18 protein-coding genes and 1 pseudogene are annotated in these 21,287 nt (G+C 72.4%); 15 read left to right on the top strand and 4 right to left on the bottom strand.

Translation table 11 applies throughout. The annotated features are described in order from the left end of the window. The first annotated feature begins 14 nt into the window (after positions 1–14). Together OG417_RS15100 and OG417_RS15105 are read left to right on the top strand one after the other, a co-directional pair. Positions 15–4,490 (top strand): cation-translocating P-type ATPase, encoded by a 4,476-nt coding sequence (locus OG417_RS15100; RefSeq protein WP_329255839.1) that lies wholly within the window; start codon positions 15–17, stop codon positions 4,488–4,490. A gap of 206 nt (positions 4,491–4,696) precedes the next feature. Continuing rightward, positions 4,697–4,831 carry a hypothetical protein gene (locus OG417_RS15105; protein ID WP_329255842.1) on the top strand — a complete coding sequence of 45 codons (135 nt, stop codon included), beginning with the start codon at positions 4,697–4,699 and terminating at the stop codon, positions 4,829–4,831. Between the two features lie 21 nt (positions 4,832–4,852). Here OG417_RS15105 and OG417_RS15110 read toward each other — a convergent pair whose 3' ends face one another. Further along, the gene (locus tag OG417_RS15110; protein ID WP_442875688.1) at positions 4,853–5,452 is read right to left on the bottom strand and encodes a TetR family transcriptional regulator; all 600 of its coding nucleotides are present in this window, start codon (positions 5,450–5,452) and stop codon (positions 4,853–4,855) included. Between the two features lie 218 nt (positions 5,453–5,670). On the opposite strand from OG417_RS15110, the gene OG417_RS15115 reads away from it, so the two are divergent. The 5 genes from OG417_RS15115 to OG417_RS15135 all read left to right on the top strand — a co-directional run bounded on the left by OG417_RS15115 (position 5,671) and on the right by OG417_RS15135 (position 10,876). Continuing rightward, positions 5,671–6,771: an acyl-CoA dehydrogenase family protein gene (locus tag OG417_RS15115; protein WP_329255846.1), complete on the top strand. Its 1,101-nt coding sequence runs from the start codon at positions 5,671–5,673 to the stop codon at positions 6,769–6,771. After that, on the top strand, positions 6,771–7,943 hold the full coding sequence (locus OG417_RS15120) for an acyl-CoA dehydrogenase family protein (protein ID WP_329255848.1): 1,173 nt from the start codon (positions 6,771–6,773) through the stop codon (positions 7,941–7,943). The genes OG417_RS15115 and OG417_RS15120 overlap by 1 nt, the downstream gene beginning before the upstream one ends. A gap of 19 nt (positions 7,944–7,962) precedes the next feature. Then, on the top strand, positions 7,963–9,306 hold the full coding sequence (locus tag OG417_RS15125; protein WP_329255850.1) for an OB-fold domain-containing protein: 1,344 nt from the start codon (positions 7,963–7,965) through the stop codon (positions 9,304–9,306). Further along, positions 9,303–10,469, top strand: coding sequence for a lipid-transfer protein (locus tag OG417_RS15130; RefSeq protein WP_329255852.1), 1,167 nt, complete (start codon positions 9,303–9,305; stop codon positions 10,467–10,469). The genes OG417_RS15125 and OG417_RS15130 overlap by 4 nt, the downstream gene beginning before the upstream one ends. A gap of 209 nt (positions 10,470–10,678) precedes the next feature. Then, positions 10,679–10,876, top strand: a complete 198-nt coding sequence (locus OG417_RS15135) for a DUF5999 family protein (RefSeq protein ID WP_329255854.1) — start codon at positions 10,679–10,681, stop codon at positions 10,874–10,876. A gap of 180 nt (positions 10,877–11,056) precedes the next feature. Here OG417_RS15135 and OG417_RS15140 read toward each other — a convergent pair whose 3' ends face one another. Then, on the bottom strand, positions 11,057–11,728 hold the full coding sequence (locus OG417_RS15140; protein ID WP_329255856.1) for a TetR family transcriptional regulator: 672 nt from the start codon (positions 11,726–11,728) through the stop codon (positions 11,057–11,059). 144 nt (positions 11,729–11,872) lie between these two features. On the opposite strand from OG417_RS15140, the gene OG417_RS15145 reads away from it, so the two are divergent. The 3 genes from OG417_RS15145 (at position 11,873) to OG417_RS15155 (ending at position 14,943) form a co-directional block, all read left to right on the top strand. Then, positions 11,873–13,459, top strand: a complete 1,587-nt coding sequence (locus OG417_RS15145; protein ID WP_329255858.1) for an MFS transporter — start codon at positions 11,873–11,875, stop codon at positions 13,457–13,459. 105 nt (positions 13,460–13,564) lie between these two features. Further along, positions 13,565–13,975 carry a hypothetical protein gene (locus OG417_RS15150; RefSeq protein ID WP_329255860.1) on the top strand — a complete coding sequence of 137 codons (411 nt, stop codon included), beginning with the start codon at positions 13,565–13,567 and terminating at the stop codon, positions 13,973–13,975. Between the two features lie 266 nt (positions 13,976–14,241). After that, a complete protein-coding gene (locus tag OG417_RS15155) occupies positions 14,242–14,943 on the top strand; it encodes a rhomboid-like protein (protein ID WP_329255862.1) in 702 nt (233 codons plus the stop codon). Between the two features lie 377 nt (positions 14,944–15,320). Here OG417_RS15155 and OG417_RS15165 read toward each other — a convergent pair whose 3' ends face one another. Then, complete coding sequence (locus OG417_RS15165) at positions 15,321–16,073, bottom strand: SDR family NAD(P)-dependent oxidoreductase (protein WP_329255864.1); 753 nt, start codon at positions 16,071–16,073, stop codon at positions 15,321–15,323. A gap of 185 nt (positions 16,074–16,258) precedes the next feature. Here OG417_RS15165 and OG417_RS15170 point away from each other — a divergent pair, with 185 nt between their 5' ends. The 3 genes and pseudogenes from OG417_RS15170 (at position 16,259) to OG417_RS15180 (ending at position 17,993) form a co-directional block, all read left to right on the top strand. Beyond that, complete coding sequence (locus OG417_RS15170; protein WP_329255866.1) at positions 16,259–17,098, top strand: helix-turn-helix transcriptional regulator; 840 nt, start codon at positions 16,259–16,261, stop codon at positions 17,096–17,098. Positions 17,099–17,144: 46 nt separating this feature from the next. Further along, positions 17,145–17,319: pseudogene (locus tag OG417_RS15175) on the top strand (IS5/IS1182 family transposase); the annotation flags it as partial. Between the two features lie 35 nt (positions 17,320–17,354). Next, positions 17,355–17,993 (top strand): rhomboid-like protein, encoded by a 639-nt coding sequence (locus OG417_RS15180; protein WP_329255868.1) that lies wholly within the window; start codon positions 17,355–17,357, stop codon positions 17,991–17,993. Between the two features lie 36 nt (positions 17,994–18,029). On the opposite strand, the gene OG417_RS15185 is transcribed toward OG417_RS15180, so the two are convergent. Next, on the bottom strand, positions 18,030–18,545 hold the full coding sequence (locus tag OG417_RS15185; protein WP_329255870.1) for a MarR family winged helix-turn-helix transcriptional regulator: 516 nt from the start codon (positions 18,543–18,545) through the stop codon (positions 18,030–18,032). 145 nt (positions 18,546–18,690) lie between these two features. On the opposite strand from OG417_RS15185, the gene OG417_RS15190 reads away from it, so the two are divergent. Beyond that, positions 18,691–19,887 (top strand): FAD-dependent monooxygenase, encoded by a 1,197-nt coding sequence (locus tag OG417_RS15190; protein ID WP_329255872.1) that lies wholly within the window; start codon positions 18,691–18,693, stop codon positions 19,885–19,887. A gap of 181 nt (positions 19,888–20,068) precedes the next feature. After that, complete coding sequence (locus tag OG417_RS15195) at positions 20,069–21,253, top strand: 4-hydroxybenzoate 3-monooxygenase (RefSeq protein WP_329255874.1); 1,185 nt, start codon at positions 20,069–20,071, stop codon at positions 21,251–21,253. The last annotated feature ends 34 nt before the right edge of the window (positions 21,254–21,287 follow it).

Genomic DNA, 21,287 nt, shown 5'->3' on the forward strand with positions numbered 1-21,287 from the left:
CCAGGAAGACGACCATGCCACTGCGACGACTTCTCGGCGACGCCACCGGCCTGCCCGGCGCCACACTGCGAGCGGTGACCGGGGCCGTGAACCGGCGCCAGGTGCACACCGCGCCGGGCCGGACGCGCATCCGGGTGCGCGGCGTGCACAAACCGGGCACCGAGGGGGTTTCGCGGTCGCTCGTCGACCGGCTGATGAGCGTCGCCGGAGTGGCGCGCGCCGAGGTGAACGCACCGCTCGGCTTCGTCTTCGTCCTGCACGACGAGGAGACGCCGCTCGACGCTCTCCTCGACGTCGTGGAGGCCGTGGAGGCGGCGCACGGAGCCTCCGGGGAGCCGTTCTCCCGTCTCGCCCACCCGAGCCGGCAGACGGTCCTGCGCGAGGCCGCTCTCGCCGGCGCGTACCTCGCCGGGGGCGGTGCCGCCGTGGTCGGCCGGATGTTGCGGGCCACGCCGCTACCCCCGGGGATCGCGACGCTGCTGGCGATGGCCGACGCGTCCCCGCAGGTGCGGCACGGGCTGGAGCGGCGGGTCGGCCGTCCGGCCTCCGACGCGCTCCTCGGCGCCGGCGTCATCGTCAGTCACGTGCTGGCGTTCCAGCCCTCCGGCCCCGTCATCAACTCCGTGCACCGGCTCATGCGCATCGCCGAGATGCGCGCGCACGCGGAAGCGTGGAACCGGCGCTGCCACCACATCGCACCGACCCCCGGCGTCTTCCAGTGCGCCCCGCTCGACGTGCCGCCGCGGCCCGTCCCGCTGCCGTACGGCGCGGTGGAGCACGCCGCCTGGACCATCCCGGCCGCGATCGTGACGGCCACCGGCACGTACGCGTTCAGCCGCGACGCCGACCGGGCCCAGGGCGTGCTCGCGGCGGGCGTGCCGAAGGCCGCCCGGCTCGGCCGCGACGCCTTCGCCGTCCAGGTCGGCAGGGCGGCGGCCCGCCGGGACGTGGTCGTGGTGACGCCGGAGGTCCTGCGCCGGCTCGACCGCGTGGACCAGATCGTCATCGACGCGTCCGCGCTGCGGACCGGCGACCTGGTCATCGAGGACGTGGTCCTCATCACCGAGCACGTCGCGCCGGAGACGGCGTACGAGCGCGCCCACTCCCTCGTGGACGTGCACCGGCTGAGCGACCGGCACGAGGACGGCCCGTGGGCGGTCGCGCCGCTGCGCCCCTCCGCGCGCGGCCTGCCGTACGAGGCCAGGGAGCAGGCGGAAGTGCTGCGCAAGGGCGGCGCGACCGTACTGCTGATGACCCACGAGATCGATCCGGTCGCGCTGGTCTCCGTCGTGGTGGAGCTGGACCCGCTCGCCGAGCCGTTGATCGCGGCGGCGCGGCGTGCCTGTCCCGTGGCGGTCGCCGGCGTCGCCGCCGGGACGCGACGGCGGCTCCCGGTCGAGCAGGCGGTGCCGGGCGGCAGCCGTCTCCTGGCGTCCGTGCGGCGGCTCCAGGAGGACGGCCGTACGGTCCTGCTGCTGTCGTCGCGCGGCGGGGCGGCGCTCGCCGCCGCCGACGTCGGCGTCGGGCTCCTGGGTGCGAACGGGCACCCGCCCTGGGGCGCGCACATCCTGTGCGGCCCCGGCCTGGGCAAGGCGTACCCGGTGATCGAGGCGCTGGTGCCCGCACGTGAGGCCAGTTCGCGCTCGGCCCGGATCGCCGAGGTCGGCTCGGTGGCCGGCGCGCTGCTCGCCGCCACCGGCACTCCGCGGAACGCCGCCCGGCGGGCGCAGCTCGCCATCGACACCGCGGCGCTGTCGGCGCTCGCGACCGGCACCTGGGCGGGGCTCACGGTCGGCCGGCGGCCCGCCCTCGTGCCGGTCGACCGTACGCCCTGGCACGCCTGGCCCGCCCAGGCCGTGCTGAACCGCCTCGACTCGTCCTCATCCGGGATCACCGCGTCCGAGGCCGAGCGCCGGCGGGTGTCCGCGCAGGACGGCACTCCGCGGGCCCCCGGCCTCGCCCGGGTCACGGTCGAGGAGCTGGACAACCCGCTGACCCCCGCGCTCGCGGCCGGCGCGGGAGTCTCCGCGGTCGTCGGGTCGATCACCGACGCGGCTCTGATCGGCACGGTCCTGGGCGTCAACGCGCTGATGTCGGGCATCCAGCGCGTCGGCGCGGACCGGGCCCTGCGCCGGCTCGTGGACCTGAGCGCGGTGCGGGTACGGCTGCGGCGCCCGGAGGAGGTCGAGACCGACGTCAGGGCGACCGCGGACCAGCTCGTCCCCGGCGACGTGATCATGTTGAGCGCCGGCGACGCCGTGCCGGCCGACGCGCGGCTGCTGGCCGCGAAGGGGCTGGAGGTGGATGAGTCCAGCCTGACCGGAGAGTCGCAGCTCGTCACCAAGACCGCCCGCCCGAGCATGGCCGGGTCCGTCGCGGATCGCACCTCCATGCTGTACGAGGGCACGGTCATCGCGGCGGGGGAGGCCACGGCGGTCGTCGTCGCGACGGGGGAGCGGACCGAGATCGGCCGCGCGACCCGGCTCGCCGGTGAGCACCGCCCCGGGGGCGTCGAGGCGCGCCTGCAGTCCCTCACCGCGGTGACGCTGCCGGTGGCACTGGGCGCGGGCGCCGGCCTGTTCCTGTCGGACCTGCTGCGGGGCCGCTCGCTCGCCCAGGCGCTCGGCCCGGCGGTCAGCCTCGCCGTCGCCGCCGTCCCCGAAGGCCTGCCCTTCGTCGCCACCGCCGCGGAGCTGGCGACGGCGCGCCGCATGTCCCAGCGGGGCGCCCTCGTACGCAACCCGGCGACGATCGAGGCCCTGGGCCGGATCGACGTCCTGTGCTTCGACAAGACGGGCACGCTGACCATGGGACGCCTGCGGCTGCGGCTCATCTCCGACGGCGAGTCGACCTCTCCGGCCAAGGACCTGTCACCGCAGCGCCGGGTCATCGTCGCCGCCGCGCTCCGCGCCAGCCCCGAGCAGGCCGGCCGCAAGATGCCCCACCCCACCGACCAGGCGATCATCCGCGCCGCCCGTGATCTGGACATGAACGACTTCGAGGGGCTCGGCTCCTGGAAGCGCGTCGCCGAGCTGCCGTTCGAGCCGGGCCGCGGCTACCACGCGGTGCTCGGCCGTACGCCGGACGGGCAGCTGCTGAGCGTCAAGGGCGCGCCGGAGATCGTCCTGGACCGCTGCGACCGGTGGTCGCGTGGCGACGAGACCGTCCCGTTCGACGAGAAGGCACGCGAGAAGGTCGAGCAGGAGGTGGACCGGCTGGCGCGCCTGGGCTACCGCGTGCTCGCGGTGGGCGAGCGGAAGGCGTCCGGGCGGCGGGACCTGACCGAGTCGCGCATCGACCGGCTGTGCCTGCTCGGCCTGGTCTGCATCGCCGACCCGGTGCGCCCGACCGCGGCCGAGGCCGTGGGCCGCCTCCGCAAGGCGGGCGTCGACATCGTCATGATCACCGGAGACCACCCGACCACGGCGGAGGCGATCGCCGCCGAGTTGAACCTCCTCAACGGAAAGATCATGACCGGCGCGGACCTCGACGCCCTGCCCGAGGAGAAGCTCGGGGAGGCGCTGGCCGGGGTCTCGGTGTTCGCCCGGGTGAGCCCCAACCAGAAGGCGCGCGTCGTGCAGGCGCTGCGCACGGCGGGCCGGGTGGTCGCGGTCACCGGAGACGGCGCCAACGACGCACCGGCGATCCGCCTGGCGGACGTCGGGATCGCCCTCGGCGAGCGTGCCACTCCCGCCGCCCGGGAGACCGCCGACGTCGTGGTGACCGACGACCGGATCGAGACGATCACCGACGCGATCGCCGACTGCCGGGCGATGTGGCGCTCGACCCGCGACGCGCTCGCCGTGCTGCTCGGCGGCAACATCGGCGAGATCACCTTCACCGTGCTCACCGGCCTGGTCAGCGGCAGCAGCCCGCTGAACGTCCGCCAGCTCCTGCTCGTGAACCTGCTCACCGACATGCTCCCGGCCGTCGCGCTGGCGGCCCGCCCGCCCTCCGGCGTCACCCGGGAGGAACTGCTCCAGGAGGGCCCGGACCGCTCGCTCGGCACCGCACTGACCCGCGACATCGCCGTACGCGCGTGCGCCACGGCCGGCGCCGCCGTGACCGCCTGGACCCTGGCGAGGATGAGCGGCACCCGGGAGCAGGCGGACACGACCGGCCTGGTGGCCCTGGTCGGCACCCAGCTGGCCCAGACGATCGCCGCCGGCGGACGCGACCCGTTGGTCCTGGCCTCGGGCCTGGCCTCGCTGGCCGCTCTGGGGATCATCGTGCAGGTGCCGGTGCTGAGCCATTTCTTCGGCAGCCGGCCGCTCCTGCCGCACGGCTGGCTGATCGCGCTGGGCTGCGCGGGCGGCTTCGCCCTGGGCGCGGTGCTGGTGACCCGGTTGCCGGGCGGCACGATCGTGGCGTACGTCCCGGGTGCCGCCCAGGCCGCCCGCCTCGTGGAGGAGCTGAAGGACGACCTGACGGACAGCCTGCACGAGGCCCTCAAGGACGGCCTGCCCCCCGCCCTCACGCCCCACCGCTGAGCGGCGGCGTACCGAAGCACGTCGGGGGCGATCAGCGGCGGCCCCGCGTGACGTCAGTGTCCGCTGTGTCGCCAGGGATCGACCGGGGGGCGTACCGATTGACCTGGGCAGATGTTCACCTTCTCGTAACCCCCAGGGTTTTCCTGAAACCGGACAAGAAGGCATACTCATGTCGAAAGCATCCCTGATGACGTTAGGTTTTCCCCGTGCCCGACATCGTCTCGACCATCCTCGCGAAGGCCCTGGTGATGCTGCTCCAGGCCCTTCTCACCCGCCTGTTCCTGCAGTTCATGCGGTCCGGGCTGTACCGCGACCTGCGTGCCGCGGGCGTTCCCGCCTAAGGGAGCGGGTACTTCCCAGAATCAGTCGCCGTCGAGCAGGCGCTCGGCGGCGATCTCCAGGCGTGCCTGGATCTGCTCGTTGCCGGTACGGCCACGGAGCAGCTCGATCATCTCCATGACCCAGACGCTGGAGAGCGAGCGCAGCAGGATGTGACGTTCCTCGCCGGGCGGCGCCTCGTCGGCGGCGCGCGCGAGCATGGCCGCCATCCGGTCGCCGAGATCCGTCTTGACGTCCGACAGCAGCAGCGAGCGGATGAGGGCGTCCGCGAGCTCGGGTTCGCGCATCAGCCCGCGCGTCGCGCGCATCAGCGCCTCCACGGCCCTGCCGGCCGGCGTGCCCGAGCTCGGCGGCCGGCGATCGAGGCTCGCCTCCAGGGTGTCGATCTCCTCGTTGACGACCGCCACCACGAGGTCCATCTTCGAGGGGAAGTAGCGGTAGAGCGTGCCCAGGGCCACTCCGGCGCGCTCGGCGACCGTGCGCATCTGCATGGCCTCCACGCCTCCGCGCGACGCTAGCGCGGCCGCGGCCTGGAGGATGCGCTTTCGGCGCTGGTGCTGGCTGCGGGAACGACCTGTCAGGTGACCGGCCGCCGCGGGTTCTGCGGTCACGTCGCCACCCATCGGTCGGGAGCGCGGCCTCCGGTCCGCGCTTTCTTCGCACAAGGGTACATGCCGCGAGAACACGTTATTCCGTCGCGACGGTCCCGCGGGTCGCCCCGCCCTCAACGAATCCCGCTGTGTCGTGGCGGGATCGCGCTCGTCTCTCGGCAGTGGACACGGACTAGAATCCGTTCTAGTTTGCATCCCAGGCGCGCTGCCCCCGGCCGCGAGAGGGGATCATGGACTTCGATCTCGACGAGAACGCCCAGGAGCTGCGGAGTCTGGTGTCCGGCCTGCTCGACCGGGAGGCGACCCCGGCGCGGATCGACGAGCACGAGCGCTCCGCCGACCCGTACGACGCGCGGCTCTGGGCGGCGCTCGCCAAGGCCGGCGTGCTCGGCGCCTGCCTGCCCGAGGACCTCGGCGGCTCCGGGCTCGGCACGGTCGAGCTGGCGGTGATCCTGCGCGAGATCGGGGCGCGCGCGGCGCCCGTGCCCGCGTACGCCTCGCTGACGGCCGCTCTCACGATCGCCCGCCACGGCACCGGAGACCTCCGTCAAAGGCTCACCGCGCTGGCCGACGGCGAGCTGGTGCTCACCGCGGCGGTACGCGAGCCGGGCTCCGGCCTCGCCCCGGCACCCGCCGCCACGCCCGGCGCGACCGCGACCCGCGACGGCGACACGTACGTCCTGCAGGGCGTCAAGACCTTCGTGCCGTACGCCGGGCAGGCGGCCTGCGTCCTCGTCCCGGCGCGCATCGGCGACGGCGGCGTGGGCGTCTTCGCCGTCGAGCCGGACCGGGCCGCACTGACCCCCCAGCCCGCGGCGACCGGCGAGCCCATGGCGCGGCTCGACCTGGACGGCGTACGGGTGAGCGCCGGCGCCCTGCTCGGCGCCGGGGCGTACGAGACGCTGCTCGGGCACGCCACGGCCGGGGCGGTCGCCACCGCCTCCGGCGCGCTCGCCGCCGCGCTCGACCTCACCACCGCGCACGTCAGGACGCGCGAGCAGTTCGGCCGCCCGCTGGCGGAGTTCCAGGCCGTCACGATGCAGATCGGCGACGTCTACATCGCCAAGCGGGCGCTCGACGTGGCCATGTGGGCCGGGGTCTGGCGGCTCGCCGAGGGCCACGACGACGCCGCCGAGGTGCTCGCGGTCGCCGCCTGGGCGGCCTGCGAGGGCGCGCTCCAGGCCCTCTACACCTGCCAGCACCTGCACGGGGGCCTCGGCCTCGACGTCACCTACCCCCTGCACCGCCACTTCGCCTGGGGCAAGCACTACGCCCACCTGCTCGGCGGCGCGGAGGCCCAGCTCGACACGATCGGAGCTCTGGTGGCCTGATGTTCATCGACCTGACCGCCGAGCAGCGGGCCCTCCGCGACGACCTGCGCGGCTACTTCCGCGACTGCCTCACCGCCGAGGACCGCGAGCGGATCGCCGAAGATCCGTTCGGCCCGGCGTACATGGAGCACTGCCGCCGGCTCGGCCGCGACGGCATGCTCGGCATCGCGCTGCCGGAGGAGTACGGCGGGCGCGGCTTCGGCCCGGTCGAGCAGCAGATCTTCGCCAACGAGATCGCCCGCGCCGAGGTGCCGTACCCGATCATCACGCTCAACACCGTCGCGCCGACGCTCGTGCAGTACGGCACCGAGCAGCAGAAGAAACGGTTCCTGCCTCGCATCCTCGCGGGGGAGTGCCACTTCGCGATCGGCTACAGCGAGCCCGGCGCCGGCACCGACCTGGCCGCGCTGCGCACCACGGCGGTCCGCGACGGCGACCACTACGTCGTGAACGGCCAGAAGATCTTCACCTCGGGCGCGCACCACGCCGACTTCATCTGGCTGGCCGCGCGCACCGACCCGGAAGCGGCCCGGCACAAGGGCATCTCGATGCTCATCGTCGACTGCGCCGACCCGGGCTTCTCCTGGACGCCGATCGTCACGATGGACGGCCGTCACCACACCAACGCCACCTACTACCAGGACGTCCGCGTGCCGGCCGACCTGCTCGTCGGCGAGGAGAACCGCGGCTGGGACCTCATCGTCAACCAGCTCAACCACGAACGCGTCACCCTCGGCCCGGCGGGAAACCTCGGCCACACCTACGACCGGTTCGTCCGCTGGGCCCGTACGAAGACCGGCCGCGACGGGCGGCCGCTGATCGAGGAGCCGGCGGTCCGGCGCGCGGTGGCGCGGGTGCACGCGTTCCTGCGCGTCAACGAACTGCTCAACTGGCAGGTCGCCGCCGGCATGGACCTCGGCTGGCTCGGCGCGGCGGACGCCTCCGCGACCAAGATCTACGGTTCGGAGCGCATGCAGGACGCCGGGCGCGTCGTGGGCGAGATCCTCGCGCGGTACGGCGACCCCGGCGACGAGGAGACGCGCGAGCTGATCGACCGCGTCGACCACGGGGTCAAGGGCGGCCTCGTGCTGACCTTCGGCGGCGGGGTCAACGAAGTACAGCGAGAGATCATCGCCATGATCGGCCTCGGCCTGCCGCGGGCCCCGCGCTGACGCACCGCGAGGGAGAGACATGCACGACCGGCTGATGGCGCTCGCGGACGAACTCGCGGCCGAGGGCGAGAGCGCCGCCATGCCCTGCCCCGACCCGGTGAACGCCGCGATGATCCGCAACTGGACCCAGGCCCTCGGCGACCGGAGCGGCCGCTGGTCGGAGTACGCCCCACCGGCCATGATCCAGGTCTGGTCGATGGCCGGTACCGGCGACCGGCCGGACCAGAGCGATCCCGGACAGAGCGTGCCCGACCGGGTCCTGTCGCTGCTGGACGAGTCCGGCTACACGGGCGTGGTCGCCACCAACTGCGAGCACACCTACGACCGGTACCTGCGGCTGGGCGAGGAGCTGTCCACGACCGTGCTCTTCGACGGCGTCACCGGACCCAAGCGGACCGCGCTCGGCGAGGGCTACTTCGTCACCTGGTACGAGCGCTGGTACTCCGGCGGCGAGCGGGTCGCCGAGATGCTGTTCCGGGTGCTGAAGTTCAAACCGCGCGGCGCGCCGCCCGCCCCGGCCGGCGGACGGTATCCGCTGCGCCCCGCCGTCGGCCCCGACACCCGGTTCTTCTGGGACGGCGTACGGGCCGGTGAGCTTCGGATCCAGCGCTGCGCCGAGTGCGGCGCGCTGCGCCACCCGCCCGGGCCGATGTGCCCGGCCTGCCACGCGACCAAGCGCGACCACGTCGTCGCCGCCGGGCGCGGCGTCGTGCACAGCTACGTCGTGCACCATCACCCGCCGGTGCCGGGCCTCACCCCGCCGTACGTCGTGGCGCTGGTCGAGCTGGAGGAGGGCGTACGGATCATCGGCAACCTGCTCGGCTGCGCGCCCGGGGACGCCTACGTCGGCATGCCGGTGGAGCTGGAGTTCCAGCGGATGGACGAGGAGCTGACGCTGCCGCAGTGGCGCCCGGCCGCCGCCGCGCCGACCGCGGACAAGCCGCCAGGCGTCCCTGAGCCGGGCGCCGCCGAGCCGAGCGCCGGCGAGTCGCAGCGCGGTCTCGAGCCGGGCGAGCCGGAACTGCGGATCGAGCTGACGCCGACGTTCGTGATCTCGACGGCGCTGGCGACCCGCGACTTCACGCCCGTGCACCACGATCCGGCGGTGGCGCGGGCCCAGGGCTCCGCGGACATCTTCCTCAACATTCTCACCACGATCGGCCTGGTCCAGCGGTACGCCCTCGAACGCCGGCCGGACGCCCGCCTGGCCGGCATCGCGCTGCGGCTCGGCGCGCCCGCGTACGCCGGGGACACGCTGACCCTCACCGGCCGTGCCGGCGAGGACGGCACTTTGGAGGTGCGCGGCGCGGTCGGCCTGGGCGATCACGTGGTGGCGACCGTACGGCTGGGGGAGCCCGCATGACGATCTCGGGACGCGCGGCGATCGCCGGCATCGGAGCGACGGAGTTCTCCAAGGAGTCGGGCCGCTCGGAGCTGCAACTCGCCGCCGAGGCGTGCGTCGCCGCGCTCAAGGACGCCGGGCTGACGCCGTCGGACGTCGACGGGCTGGTGACGTTCACCCAGGACACGAACGCCGAGATCGCCGTCGCCCGCGAGCTGGGCGTCCCGGAGCTGAGCTTCTTCTCCCGCGTCGACTACGGCGGCGGTGCGGCCTGCGGCACGGTCGCGCACGCCGCGATGGCCGTGGCGACCGGGCAGGCGCGTACGGTCGTGTGCTACCGGGCGTTCAACGAGCGGTCCGGGCAGCGTTTCGGCCAGGCGACCACGGCCATGGCTCCGGGCACGACCGCGATGGAGTTCTCCTGGCACCTGCCGTTCGGCTTCGCCACGCCCGCCGCCTGGGTCGCCATGCAGGCCCGGCGCTACCTGCACGACTACGGCGCGACCAGCGAGGACTTCGGGCGCGTCGCGGTCGCGATGCGGCGGCACGCCGCGACCAACCCCCGCGCGTGGTTCCACGAGCGGCCGATCACGCTGGAGGAGCACCAGGCGAGCCGCTGGGTGGTCGAGCCGCTGCACCTGCTGGACTGCTGCCAGGAGTCCGACGGCGCCGTGGCGATCGTCGTGACCGGCGCCGACCGGGTCCGCGACCTCCCGAATCCGCCGGTTTCGATCACCGCCGCCGCCCAGGGCTCGGGGCCGAACCAGATGATGATGTTCGGCTACTACGACACGGACCTGGCCGCGCTGCCCGCGATGGGGGTGGTGGGCCGCGCGCTGTGGGAGCGGTCCGGCCTGCGCCCCGCGGACGTGCAGACGGCGATCCTGTACGACCACTTCACGCCGTTCGTGCTGATGCAGCTGGAGGAGCTGGGCTTCTGCGGGCGGGGCGAGGGCCGCGACTTCGTCGCGGACGGCGGCATCGAGCTCGACGGCCACCTGCCGGTCAACCCGAACGGCGGTCAGCTCGGCGAGGCCTACATCCACGGCATGAACGGCATCGCCGAGGCCGTCCGCCAGATCCGCGGCACGTCGGTCAACCAGGTCCCGGACGTGTCGCACGTCCTGGTCACGGCGGGCACCGGCGTTCCGACGAGCGGCCTGATCCTGAGCCGGGCCACCTGAGCGGCGCACGCGAGCCGGACCCCTCCCCGGCCGGAGGCGGAGCCGCGCGGCGCGGCCCGGAGGACCGACGGCATACCGGCTAGCAGGAATACCCGTACTGCCGCTGGCAGGCGGGTGATTTGGGGGGTGGCGGCGCTGACGTGGGGCATCCGGCGAGGGATTGTGGTGTTGGTAAGTCAAGACGGCAACGAGCGAGGAAGGGGAGTGACATGTGCCGGCACCGGCCTCCATGCCCCGCGGCGAACGCAGCAGACCACACGGCGGCACGTGTCGTGGCGTCGCACCCCGAGCAGGGCTGGTACCTGCTGTGCAACGGCGTCGTGATCTTCGACGACACCGGCGAACTCGCCCCTGACGGTTTCGTGACCGAGCCTCACCGCGCCCGGCCGCTCTCCCTGGCGGCCTGACCCCCGTACTTTCCCCGGGGCGCGTGACCCCACACGTGAGCCCCGCTGTGCGGCCCGTCGATCCCCACGACGGAGCCGCGAGCAGCGGCCGGCGGTTCCCCCGCCGCGCGGCCGTATCCCCCGTAGGTGCGCCGGTCCACGGAGATCCACCCCCCAGGTGATCCGTGGGCCGGCGTGCCGTCATCCGGCGGCGGTCGTCTCCTCGGACCGGTAGGCCAGTCCGTCCTCCATGACCTCGAAGACCTCGTCCACGACCTCCGAGAAGCGGTCGGTCTTGGCCACGCCCGCCGCGAGCACCTCGAAGGCGCTGTGGAACGCGCAGTTGGCCAGGCCGGCCATCACGTGCGGCCGCAGGTCGGCGGCCGGGTCGACGCCCATGCGCTCGGCGATGATCCGGGTGATCTCCGACTGCTTCTTCTGCCCGTGCTCCAGGCTGCGGCCGAACACGGCCGGGCTGCTCTCCATCATCTGCTGGATGCAGCCGAACCGCTCCGGGTCGAAGCCGTACCGGCCCTCCTCGCAGGCGCGGATCACCGAGACCGCCGCGTTGCGCAGCGCGGTCAGCACCGGCTCGGAGGCCGGGCGGGAGGACAGCGCCTCCAGCATCGTGACGAACTGCTCTTCCTGGAACGTCAGGACGACGTCCTCTTTCGAGGCGAAGTAGCGGAAGAAGGTGCGGGAGGAGACGTCGACCTCGTCGGCGATCTCCTCGACGGTCGTCGCGTCGAAGCCCTTCTGCTGGAACAGCCGGAACGCCGCGTCGACCAGTGCCTCACGGGTGCGCTGCTTCTTGCGCTCACGCCGGCCGGCCATGGGCGCCGCACAGCCGCCTTCCACCGTGGTCGCCTCCATGCCCGCAGAGTAACGGACGCCGTTCACTTAGCCAAGACCACTTTTCTCATTGTGACAGTAGTCATAGCGCGACTTTAGTCGCTTGACGACATGTGTCACAGCATGACAGCTTTGGGCCATCTCGAACTTCACGGAGGCAAGTTCATGTCCCAAGCGACACTCACGCCGCACGCGGGTGCGCGGGAGAGACCCCGCCGCGCCGGCCACGGTCATCCCTGGCTGACACTCTTCGCCGTCGCGCTCGGCGTGATGATGGTGGGCCTGGACGCGACGGTCGTGTCCATCGCCAACCCCGCGATCGCCAAGGACCTGCACGCCGACCTGGCCGGTCTGCAGTGGGTCACCAACGGTTACCTGCTCGCCCTCGCCGTCACGCTGATCCCGGCGGGGAAGATCGCCGACCGGTTCGGCCGCAAGAAGACGTTCCTGGCGGGTGTGATCGGCTTCGCCGCGGCGTCCGTGCTGGTGGGCGTGTCGGGCGGCATCGGCATGGTCATCTTCTGGCGCGTCGTCCAGGGCGTCGCGGGCGCGCTGCTCCAGCCGGCCAGCCTGGCTCTCATCCGCAACACCTTCCCCCCGCAGCGGCTCAACGCCGCGATCGGCATCTGGGGCGCCACCGTCGGCGTCTCCATCGCCGGTGGGCCGATCGTCGGCGGGCTGCTCGTCCAGCACGTCAGCTGGGAGTCGGTCTTCTTCCTCAACGCGCCGCTCGGCCTCATCGCCCTGCTCGTGGGCCTGTGGGTCGTCCGCGAGTCGCGGGACGAGGGCGCGCACGGGTCCTTTGACATCTCCGGCGTCGCGCTGCTGTCCGCGTCGCTGTTCGCCCTGGTCTGGGGCTTGATCAAGGCCGGCACGTACGGGTTCGGCGACCCGGTGCCGCTGTGGTCGTTCGCCGCGTTCGCGGTGCTGCTCGCCGGGTTCGTCGTCCGCGAGCTGATGGCCACGCATCCCGTGCTGCCGCTGAAGCTGTTCCGCTCGGTCTCGCTGTCGGCGGCGACGGGACTGCTCCTGCTCGGCACCTTCGCCCTGTTCGGCACGATCTTCTTCATCACGCTGTACCTCCAGCAGGTGCACGGCATGAGCCCGGTCTCCGCCGGCGTCCGGATGCTGCCGATGACCGGCATCTTCATCGTGTCCTCGCCGCTCGGCGGCGCGCTGACCCAGCGTTTCGGCCCGCGCGTGCCGCTGATCCTCGGCATGGTCTTCACCGCCGTGGCGATGTTCGGCCTGTCGCGGATCGGGGTGGACGCCTCGTACAACGCGATCTGGCCGTGGTTCATCCTCATCGGCCTGGCGTTCGGCTTCATCATGACGGCCGGCACCGAGGCGATCGTCGGCAACGCGCCCGTACAGCTCGCCGGCGTCGCGGGCGGACTCCAGCAGACCGCGTTCCAGGTCGGCGGCGTGCTGGGCACCTCGGTCCTCGGCACCATCCTGTCCACGCGCGTGGGCAACGTCCTGATGGACCGGCTGACCGGGGCGGGCCTGCCCGTACCGGCCGCGCAGCGGTTCGCCGGGGCCAAGGAGTACGTCGCCCAGGGCGTCGCGCCGGTACCGCCCGGCACGTCGGCGCCGGCCGCCAAGGCCATCACCACCGGCAGCCACCTGGCGTTCATGGACGGCTTCCAGACCTCCATGACGGTGGCCGCCGCGGTCGCCCTCGTGGCGGCCGTCGCCGCCCTGCTCGTACGGCGCGGCGAGAACTCGGCCGAGGGCGCAGTCGCCATCTGAGGCGGCATCTGAGGCGCCATCTGAGGCGCCATCTGAGGGGCCCGGGGCGGGCGGAGGGGGGCTCCGCCCGCCCCTTTTCACACGGAAGGAGCAGGAGCCATGTCCATGGACGCCGATATCGCGCCGGGCGCGACGCCGCTGCCGGAGAGCGGCTGGGAGTTGCGCCTCGGACGGGGGAGCGGGGACCGCCCCGCGCTGGAGGTGCACACCGGCGACGGCCTGATCGACGTCGCCGTCGCGGGCGGCCCCGGAGCCGTGCTCGTCCGCGGCGCCGTACGCGGGCGGGGGTTCTCGGTGGCGTGGGGGCAGCTCCCGCCCGGCGGGGAGGTCCTCGTGGAGTTCCGCGCGGGCGGCACGTCGCGCAGGACCACCGCCGTGACCGTCGCGGGCGCCTTCTGGGCGGCCGAGGCGCCGGGCCGCTTCCGCGAGGTCGTCGTGACGACGGCCGTCGACCGCGAGTCGTACCGCCTGCGCCGGTTCCGCGAGCGCCGTCCCGGCCGGCGGGCGGCGGCCTGATCCCGGCCCCGCGTTCGGCCGTGAGGGGTGCCGTCCGCGCCGGTTCGGTGAGTGGCCGGGCCGGCGACGGGTGGCTGCGGCCTGATCCCTGGCCGTGAGGCGTACCGCCTGCGGCCGGTTCCGCGAGCGGTGGGGTGGCCCGCGGGTGACAGCGGCGGTCGACCGCGAGGGGCGCCGTCTGTGGCGGGGTGGCGGGCGGGTGACAGCGGTCTGACCCCTGGGCCGGTTGTCAGAAAACGCTCAGTCGGCCGCACTAGGCTTCCGCCGTGCCCTCGCTCCTCAGACGTTTCCCCCTGCCCATCCTCTTCATCATCGCGCTGTGCGCCGTCTCGTCGGTGTACGCCTACGGGCTCGCGCCGTCTGACCAGCGATCTTTCGTCGCCTCGACGGCGACCAACCTCGTGAACCTGCGGACCGACCCGCTCGGCACGCTCATCGCCTCGGCCTTCGTGTCCGAGGCCACGCCGTGGATCTGGATCGGCTTCGCGATCGTCGGGCTGTTCCCGCTGGTCCACCGCTTCGGCAACCTGCGGGCCCTGCTTCTCGTCGCGGCCGCGCAGGTCATCGGCACAGTGATCAGCGAAGGCCTGCTGGCCTGGCAGATCTCGACCGGCGCCGCACCGGGGTCGCTGCGCTTCCTCGACGACGTCGGTCCCTCCTACGTCATCGCCTCCGCCCTGATCGCCACGATCCTGTACGGCCCCGAGCCCGCGGTGCGCACGGCCCGCCACGGACACTGGCTGTTCGACCGCGTCGCGAGCCGCTGGTGGCGCCTGGGCGCCCTCGTGGGCCTGGCGCTGCTGGCCCCGCACCTGTTCGGCGGGCTGAACCACCTGGACGTCGCCGCCGTCGGCCACCTGGTGGCCCTGATCACCGGCGCGGCGGTCGGTCTCCTCCTCGCCCGCCTCGAACCCCGCCGGGCACCCCGTGCGGAACGCCCCACGGGATCTCTCCGCACGGAGTTCTAAGAGCCCACGCGGATAGGTCACAGTGCGGTCGCGGTGGGATGTCGTGACAGGGGTACGGGCACGGTCCTGTCGATCATGAAGTTGCTGACGCTTCGTGACCATGGAGGACGCGTGCCGTGTTGCCATCATGGCTTATCGACCGTTGTGGAACCAGTTCGCCGCGCTGTTGCCCGATCGTCCGGTCTAGAACGCTGCACACCCGCTGGGGTGCCACCGCCGTCGGATCGACGATCGGATCATCTTCGACAAGCTGCTGCAGGTGCTCCGGTTCGGCTGCTTATATGAGGGCATCGTCGATTCGACCTGTTCCACGGGATGTCGCACAATCGAGAACATTCGGCCGTGTCCAGGTAGTCCGTGAAGGCCCCATGAGGGTGTCAGACCTGGCCGTATCCGCCGTCGACCTGGTAGTCGGCGCCGTTGACGTGGGAGGCTGCGTCCGAGGCGACGAAGGCGATGACGGCGGCGACCTCTTCCGCGGTACCGGCCCGGGTCATCGGGGTCCCGGTGCCCATCGTGGCGAAGAGCGCCTCGCGTTCCTTGGCGGTGGCGGCCAGTTGTGCGATACCGGGCGTGTCCGTCGGACCCGGGCTCACCACGTTCACCCGGATCCCGCGTGGGGTTAGCTCAAGGGCCCAGGTACGGGCGAGGGCGCGGACCCCGGCCTTGGAGGCCGCGTAGAGACTCCGCCCGCGCGACGCCTTGTGCGCGGCCATCGAGCCGGTGAGGACGATGACGCCACCGTCCGCCAGCAGCGGCAGCGCCTTCTGGACGGTCATGATCGTGCCGGTGATGTTGACGTCGAAGACCATCCTGATGACGTCCTCGGTGATGGTTCCCAGCGGTGCGGTCGCGATCGCCGCCGCGTTGACGACCAGCACGTCCAGCCGGCCGCTGCGCCGCTCCACCTGCGCGAAGAGCCGGTCGAGGTCGTCGGCCGAGCGCGAGTCGGCCCGCACCCCGATGACATCACCCGGTATGTCCGCGGCCGCCGCCGTCAGGGCGTCCTGGTCCCGGCCCGTGATGTAGACGGTGCCGCTCCCTTCGGCGATCTTCCGTGCGGTGACGTGGCCGATACCGGCACTCCCGCCCGTCACGACCGCGACCTTGTTGTGAAATGCGTTGCTCACGGAACTCGTCGTCCATTCATCTGGGTAGCCGCCCTGAGGAACGTCTTGCAAGACGTCCCGGGAACGTCCTGAGGAACACAGGCAGTACGAGCCTGCGCCTTGTGCGGACACCGGTTCCAGAAGCCTGCTGATACTGGTACTGGCAGCACCAGGCCGACGCCTCCCGGCTCTGGCACAGTGGACATGTGCCGACAACCACGAACCGGACTGAACTGCGGGAGTTCCTGCGCTCACGACGCGCGCGGGTCTCACCCGAGGACGTCGGCATACCCGCGGGAGTCCGTCGGCGCACCCCCGGACTGCGCCGCGAGGAGGTCGCCCAGCTGGCCGGTGTCGGCATCACCTGGTACACGTGGCTGGAGCAGGGGCGGCCGATCAACGTCAGCTCCCAGGTGCTCGACGCGGTGGCCCGCACGCTGCTTCTAGATGCCGCCGAGCGCGACCACCTCTACCGTCTGGCCGAGGTCCCCCAGCCTCCGGTCACCAGCGATCCGCCGACCGAGCTCCCCGGCCACCTCGACACCGTCCTGGAAGCGCTGGACCCGTTGCCCGCCATGTTGGTCGACGCCCGCACCGACGTGCTGCGCTGGAACCGTGCATACGCCGCCCTGCACCCCGCTCTCGTCAGTGCTCCGCCCGGCAAGCGCAACACCCTCTGGCACCTCTTCGCGGCACCGGAGGGGCAGCACCACATCGTCAACCGCGACGAGCAGGCACCCGAGGCCGTGGCAGGATTCCGCTATCGCTACAGCCAGAACGTGGGCGACCCGCGATGGCAGGACTTCGTCACCCGTCTGTGCACCGCCAGCCCGCTGTTCTCCCGGCTCTGGGCCACGCACGACGTCGCTCCACCGCACCTGTGTGACAAGCGCTACGACGTTACGGGGATCGGCGAAGTGAGCCTGCACGCCACCGGCATGGAACTGACCGACCACCCCGGCGTCCGCCTCGTCGTCCACACCCCCACCGACAGGCGCAGCCGCGAGAACATCGACCGCCTGCTGCGCCGATCGACGCACCTGTGACGAGTGGACCGGGGCCCGGGCGCGGGCCAAGCTCCACCAGCTGATCCGACAAACTCGGTGGCAAAACGCCTTCAACCGCCTCCAGCGCTGCTACGAACGATGCGAGAACGTCATCGACGCATTCTTCGACCTCGCCGACGCCATCATCACCCTGCGTAGCCTGGATCCGCCGCGTCTGGACCACTCACCGCTGGAACAACCGGCCAGCACGACGCCCCTGAAGATCGCCAATCCGCGCGACCCCTAAGCTGCCGGGGTGTCCCTGTTCCTCCGGCGGTTCCCGGTGCCGGTCGTCTTCATCGCGGTCCTGTGCGCCGTCTCCGTGGTGTACACCTACACGCTGAGGCCGGCCGGGCAGCGGTCGCTGGTGGCCGCGACCGCGACCAACCTCGTGAACCTCCGGTCGGATCCCATCGGCGCGCTCGTCGCGTCGGCGTTCGTCTCCGAGAGTGAGCCGTGGGTGTGGCCGGCGTTCGCGGCCGTCGGGCTGTTCCCGCTGGTGCACCGCTTCGGCAACCTGCGTGCGCTGCTGCTCGTCGGGACGGCGCACGTCATCGCCACGCTGGTCAGCGAGGGGCTGCTGGCGTGGCGCATCTCGACCGGAGCCGTACCGGGGTCGCTGCGCTTCCTCGACGACGTCGGCCCGTCGTACGTGGTCACGTCCGCGCTGCTCGGCACGCTGCTGTACGGTTCCGCGTCCGCCGCCCGGGGATGGCGGGTCTTCGCCGGGAGCGGCTGGTGGCGGCTCGGCGCGGCGGCGGCCCTGGGCGTGCTCGCGCCGTACATCTTCGCGGGGCTGGGCCGGCTCGACGTCGCGGCGGTCGGCCACGTCGTCGCGATGGTCATCGGAGCGGTGGCCGGGCTTCTCCTGCGCCCGGCGGCGCCCGCCGGTTGAAGCGCTGCGGGAACGCGGCTCGGGGCCCCGCGCTCGCTACGGACGGGACGGGCTCTCGTCGTCGATGGCCGCCAGGCGCGCGGTGAGGTCGTCGGCGAACCGGCCGAGGAGACGGCCGAAGTCCTGGCGGTCCCGCGCGGGCCAGCCGGCGAGGACGTCGGTGAACCAGCCGAGAATGGTCCGCAGGTAGCGCTCGGCCGCCGCCGTTCCCTCGGGGGTCAGCTCGATCAGACGTGCCCGCTGGTCGTCCGGGTCGGTGGCCCGGCGTGCCAGGCCCCGCCGCTCCAGTTCGTTCATCTGCCGGGTGACGTGGGGGCCGACGACCTGCATGCGTTCGGCGATCTCGCCGACGCGCAGCGGCCGGTCGGACATCTTCAGCGTGACCAGCACCGACATCGCCGGCCTGTCCAGGCCGAGGCCGACCCGCTCCATGGCGCGCTCGACCAGGCCACTGCGGTTCATCACGTTGCCGAGCTGGGTCAGGCGCGGGAACACGGCCATGAGGTCGAAGTCGGGACCGTCCTTGTCGCCGGCGGGCTGAGTGTCGTCCATCACATCCCCATTTAGATACCTAAGTTAGGTATATAGTTGCGTCAGGTGTCGCGGCGGCCGACGGTTCGCCGCGCCGCCAATAAGGATACCTAAGGTAGCTATGTTGTCGTTCCCTCCTCAGGAAACGGCGGGACAGGAGTACGCAATGAGCCGTTCACCGCGAGGCACGGTCCTCATCTCCGGTGCAAGCATCGCAGGCCCCGCGCTCGCCTTCTGGCTCGACCGGTACGGTTTCCAGGTCACGGTCGTGGAGAAGGCCGGAGCGCTGCGCGGCGGCGGCTATCCCATCGACATCCGCGGCACCGCCCTGGAGGTCGTCCGGCGCATGGGACTGCTGCCGCGCCTCCGAGCCGCCCACATCGACACCCACAAGATCACCTTCCTCGACCCCGACGGCGGCCTGATCGCCTCCCTCCGGCCCGACGTCCTCATTGGTGGGGATGAAAGCCGCGACCTGGAGGTTCGCCGCGGGGATCTCGCGGAGGTGCTCTACGGCGCCGTCCGCGACGACGTGGAGTTCCTCTTCAACGACTCGATCGCCACGCTCGACGACCACGAGGGCGGCGTGGACGTGACCTTCCGGGGCGGGGCGCGGCGTACCTTCGACCTCGTCGTCGGTGCCGACGGCCTGCACTCGAACACCAGAGGGCTCGTCTTCGGGCCCGAGGAGCGGTTCCATCGCTACCTCGGCTACTGCTTCGCCGGGTTCACCATGCGCAACGACTTCGACCTCTCCCACGAGGGCGTCCTGTGGAGCGTCCCGGGCAGGTCCGCGGCTCTCTACGCGGTCGGCGACGGCGACGAACTGCATGGCTTCTTGACCTTCACCCGTCCCGACCCGCCCTTCGACGCCTTCCGGAACCCCGATGCGCAGCGCGAGCTGGTCGCCTCGGTCTTCGCGGGCGACGGTTGGCTGGTCCCGCGCATGACCGCCGCCATGCGCGCCGCCGACGACCTGTTCTTCGACGTCGTCAGCCAGATCCACATGCCCCGATGGTCCGCCGGCCGGGTCGCGCTCGTCGGCGACGCCGCGTACGCGCCCTCGTTCATGACCGGGCAGGGATCGAGCATCGCGCTGGTCGGCGCGTACATGCTCGCCGGCGAGCTCGCCACCAGGCCCGGCCACGCGGAGGCGTTCGCCGCGTACGAGGACGGCGTACGCGAGTTCGTGGAGGTCAACCAGGCGCTCGTCACGAAGGGGAACGCCGCGCTCTTCCCCAGCACCGCCGAAGCCATCGAACGGCGCAACGAGGCCCTGCGCGGGCTCACCTCCCTGCCCGTCGGCGACGACCGCGCCGAATACTCGGCGCTCACCCTCCCCGCCTACGCCGCGGCCACCTGACGCGGTCGGCGTCAGGGCCACCGATCAGTGGCCTCCACGGCAGGTACGACGGGTCGGCCCTCATGTACGTTCTTCGCGTGGATCGCCAGATTCCCGACTCGTGCCGGGCCGTCGCATGGCGCCCCGGCGTGACGGGAACGCCCGCTCTCGTCCCCCCGCCCCCGGCCGGTCTCGCCCCTCGATGACGGTCACGCGCACACGGGTCGCGGTCGTGGGCGCCGGTCCGGCCGGGCTCACGGTGGCCAACCTCCTGCGCGCCGCCGGGATCGACTGTGTGCTCATCGAGGAGCGGAGCCGCGCCTTCATCGAGCGCCGGCCTCGGGCCGGGTTCATCGAGGAGTGGGCGGTGCGCGCCCTCGAACGCCACGGCCTCGCCGACCGGCTGCTCCAGCGGGCACAGACGCAGGACGCCTTCGAGTTCCGCGTCGACGGGGTGCGCCACATCGTGCGGTACGGCGAGCTGTCCGGCCAGCGCCATTTCGTCTACCCGCAGCAGAACCTCGTCACGGACCTGGTCGCGCACTACGCCGACCACGGCGGCGACGCCCGGTTCGAGGTGCGGAACGTCGGCCTGCACGACCTGGAGACCGAACGGCCCGCGGTCACCTACGAGGACGAGGACGGCCGGCCGTACCGGATCGACTGCGACTTCGTGGCCGGCTGCGACGGTGCCCGCGGAGTCTCACGCGGTCACCTCGCCGCGGCGGGGCGGCTCTTCGCCTCCCACGACTACGGCATCGGCTGGCTCGCCCTGCTGGCCGAGACGCCGCCGTCCGGGCCCGGGGTCATCTTCGGCATCCACCCGCGCGGGTTCGCCGCGCACATGGCGCGCAGTGCGCAGGTCACGCGGTTCTACCTCCAGTGCCCGCCCGGCGACCGGGAGGAGAACTGGCCCGAAGACCGCGTGCACGAAGAGCTGCGGAGCCGGCTGACCATCCCGGACGGGGAGATCCGCCTCGGCCCGCTGATCGAGCGGCGCGTGCTGGACATGCGCAACTACGTCGTGGAGCCCATGTCGTACGGCCGCCTGCACCTGGCGGGGGAGTCGGCCCACCTCGTCGCGCCCATCGCGGCCAAGGGCATGAACCTCGCCCTGCACGACGCACTGCTGCTCGCCACCGCCATCGTCGCGCACTACGACGGCGACGACACGAAACTGGCCGGTTACTCGGACGCCTGCCTGCGCCGGGTGTGGCAGTACCAGGAGTTCTCTCAGTGGCTGTCGGAGATCTTCCATGGGCATGCCGCGGGCTCGTCCCTGTTCCACACCCGCCTGGCGCAGGCGCGCCTGCGCCGGCTGCTGAAGTCGAGAACGGCCGCGACGGCGTTCGCGGACCTGTACGTCGGCAAGCACGCCGACTTCTGAGACCACGGCGTCTCGCGCGATCCCGCACCCCGGA

It is taken from the genome of Actinoallomurus sp. NBC_01490 (genome assembly GCF_036227085.1).
In the GTDB taxonomy this organism is placed as follows: Bacteria; Actinomycetota; Actinomycetes; order Streptosporangiales; family Streptosporangiaceae; genus Actinoallomurus; species Actinoallomurus oryzae.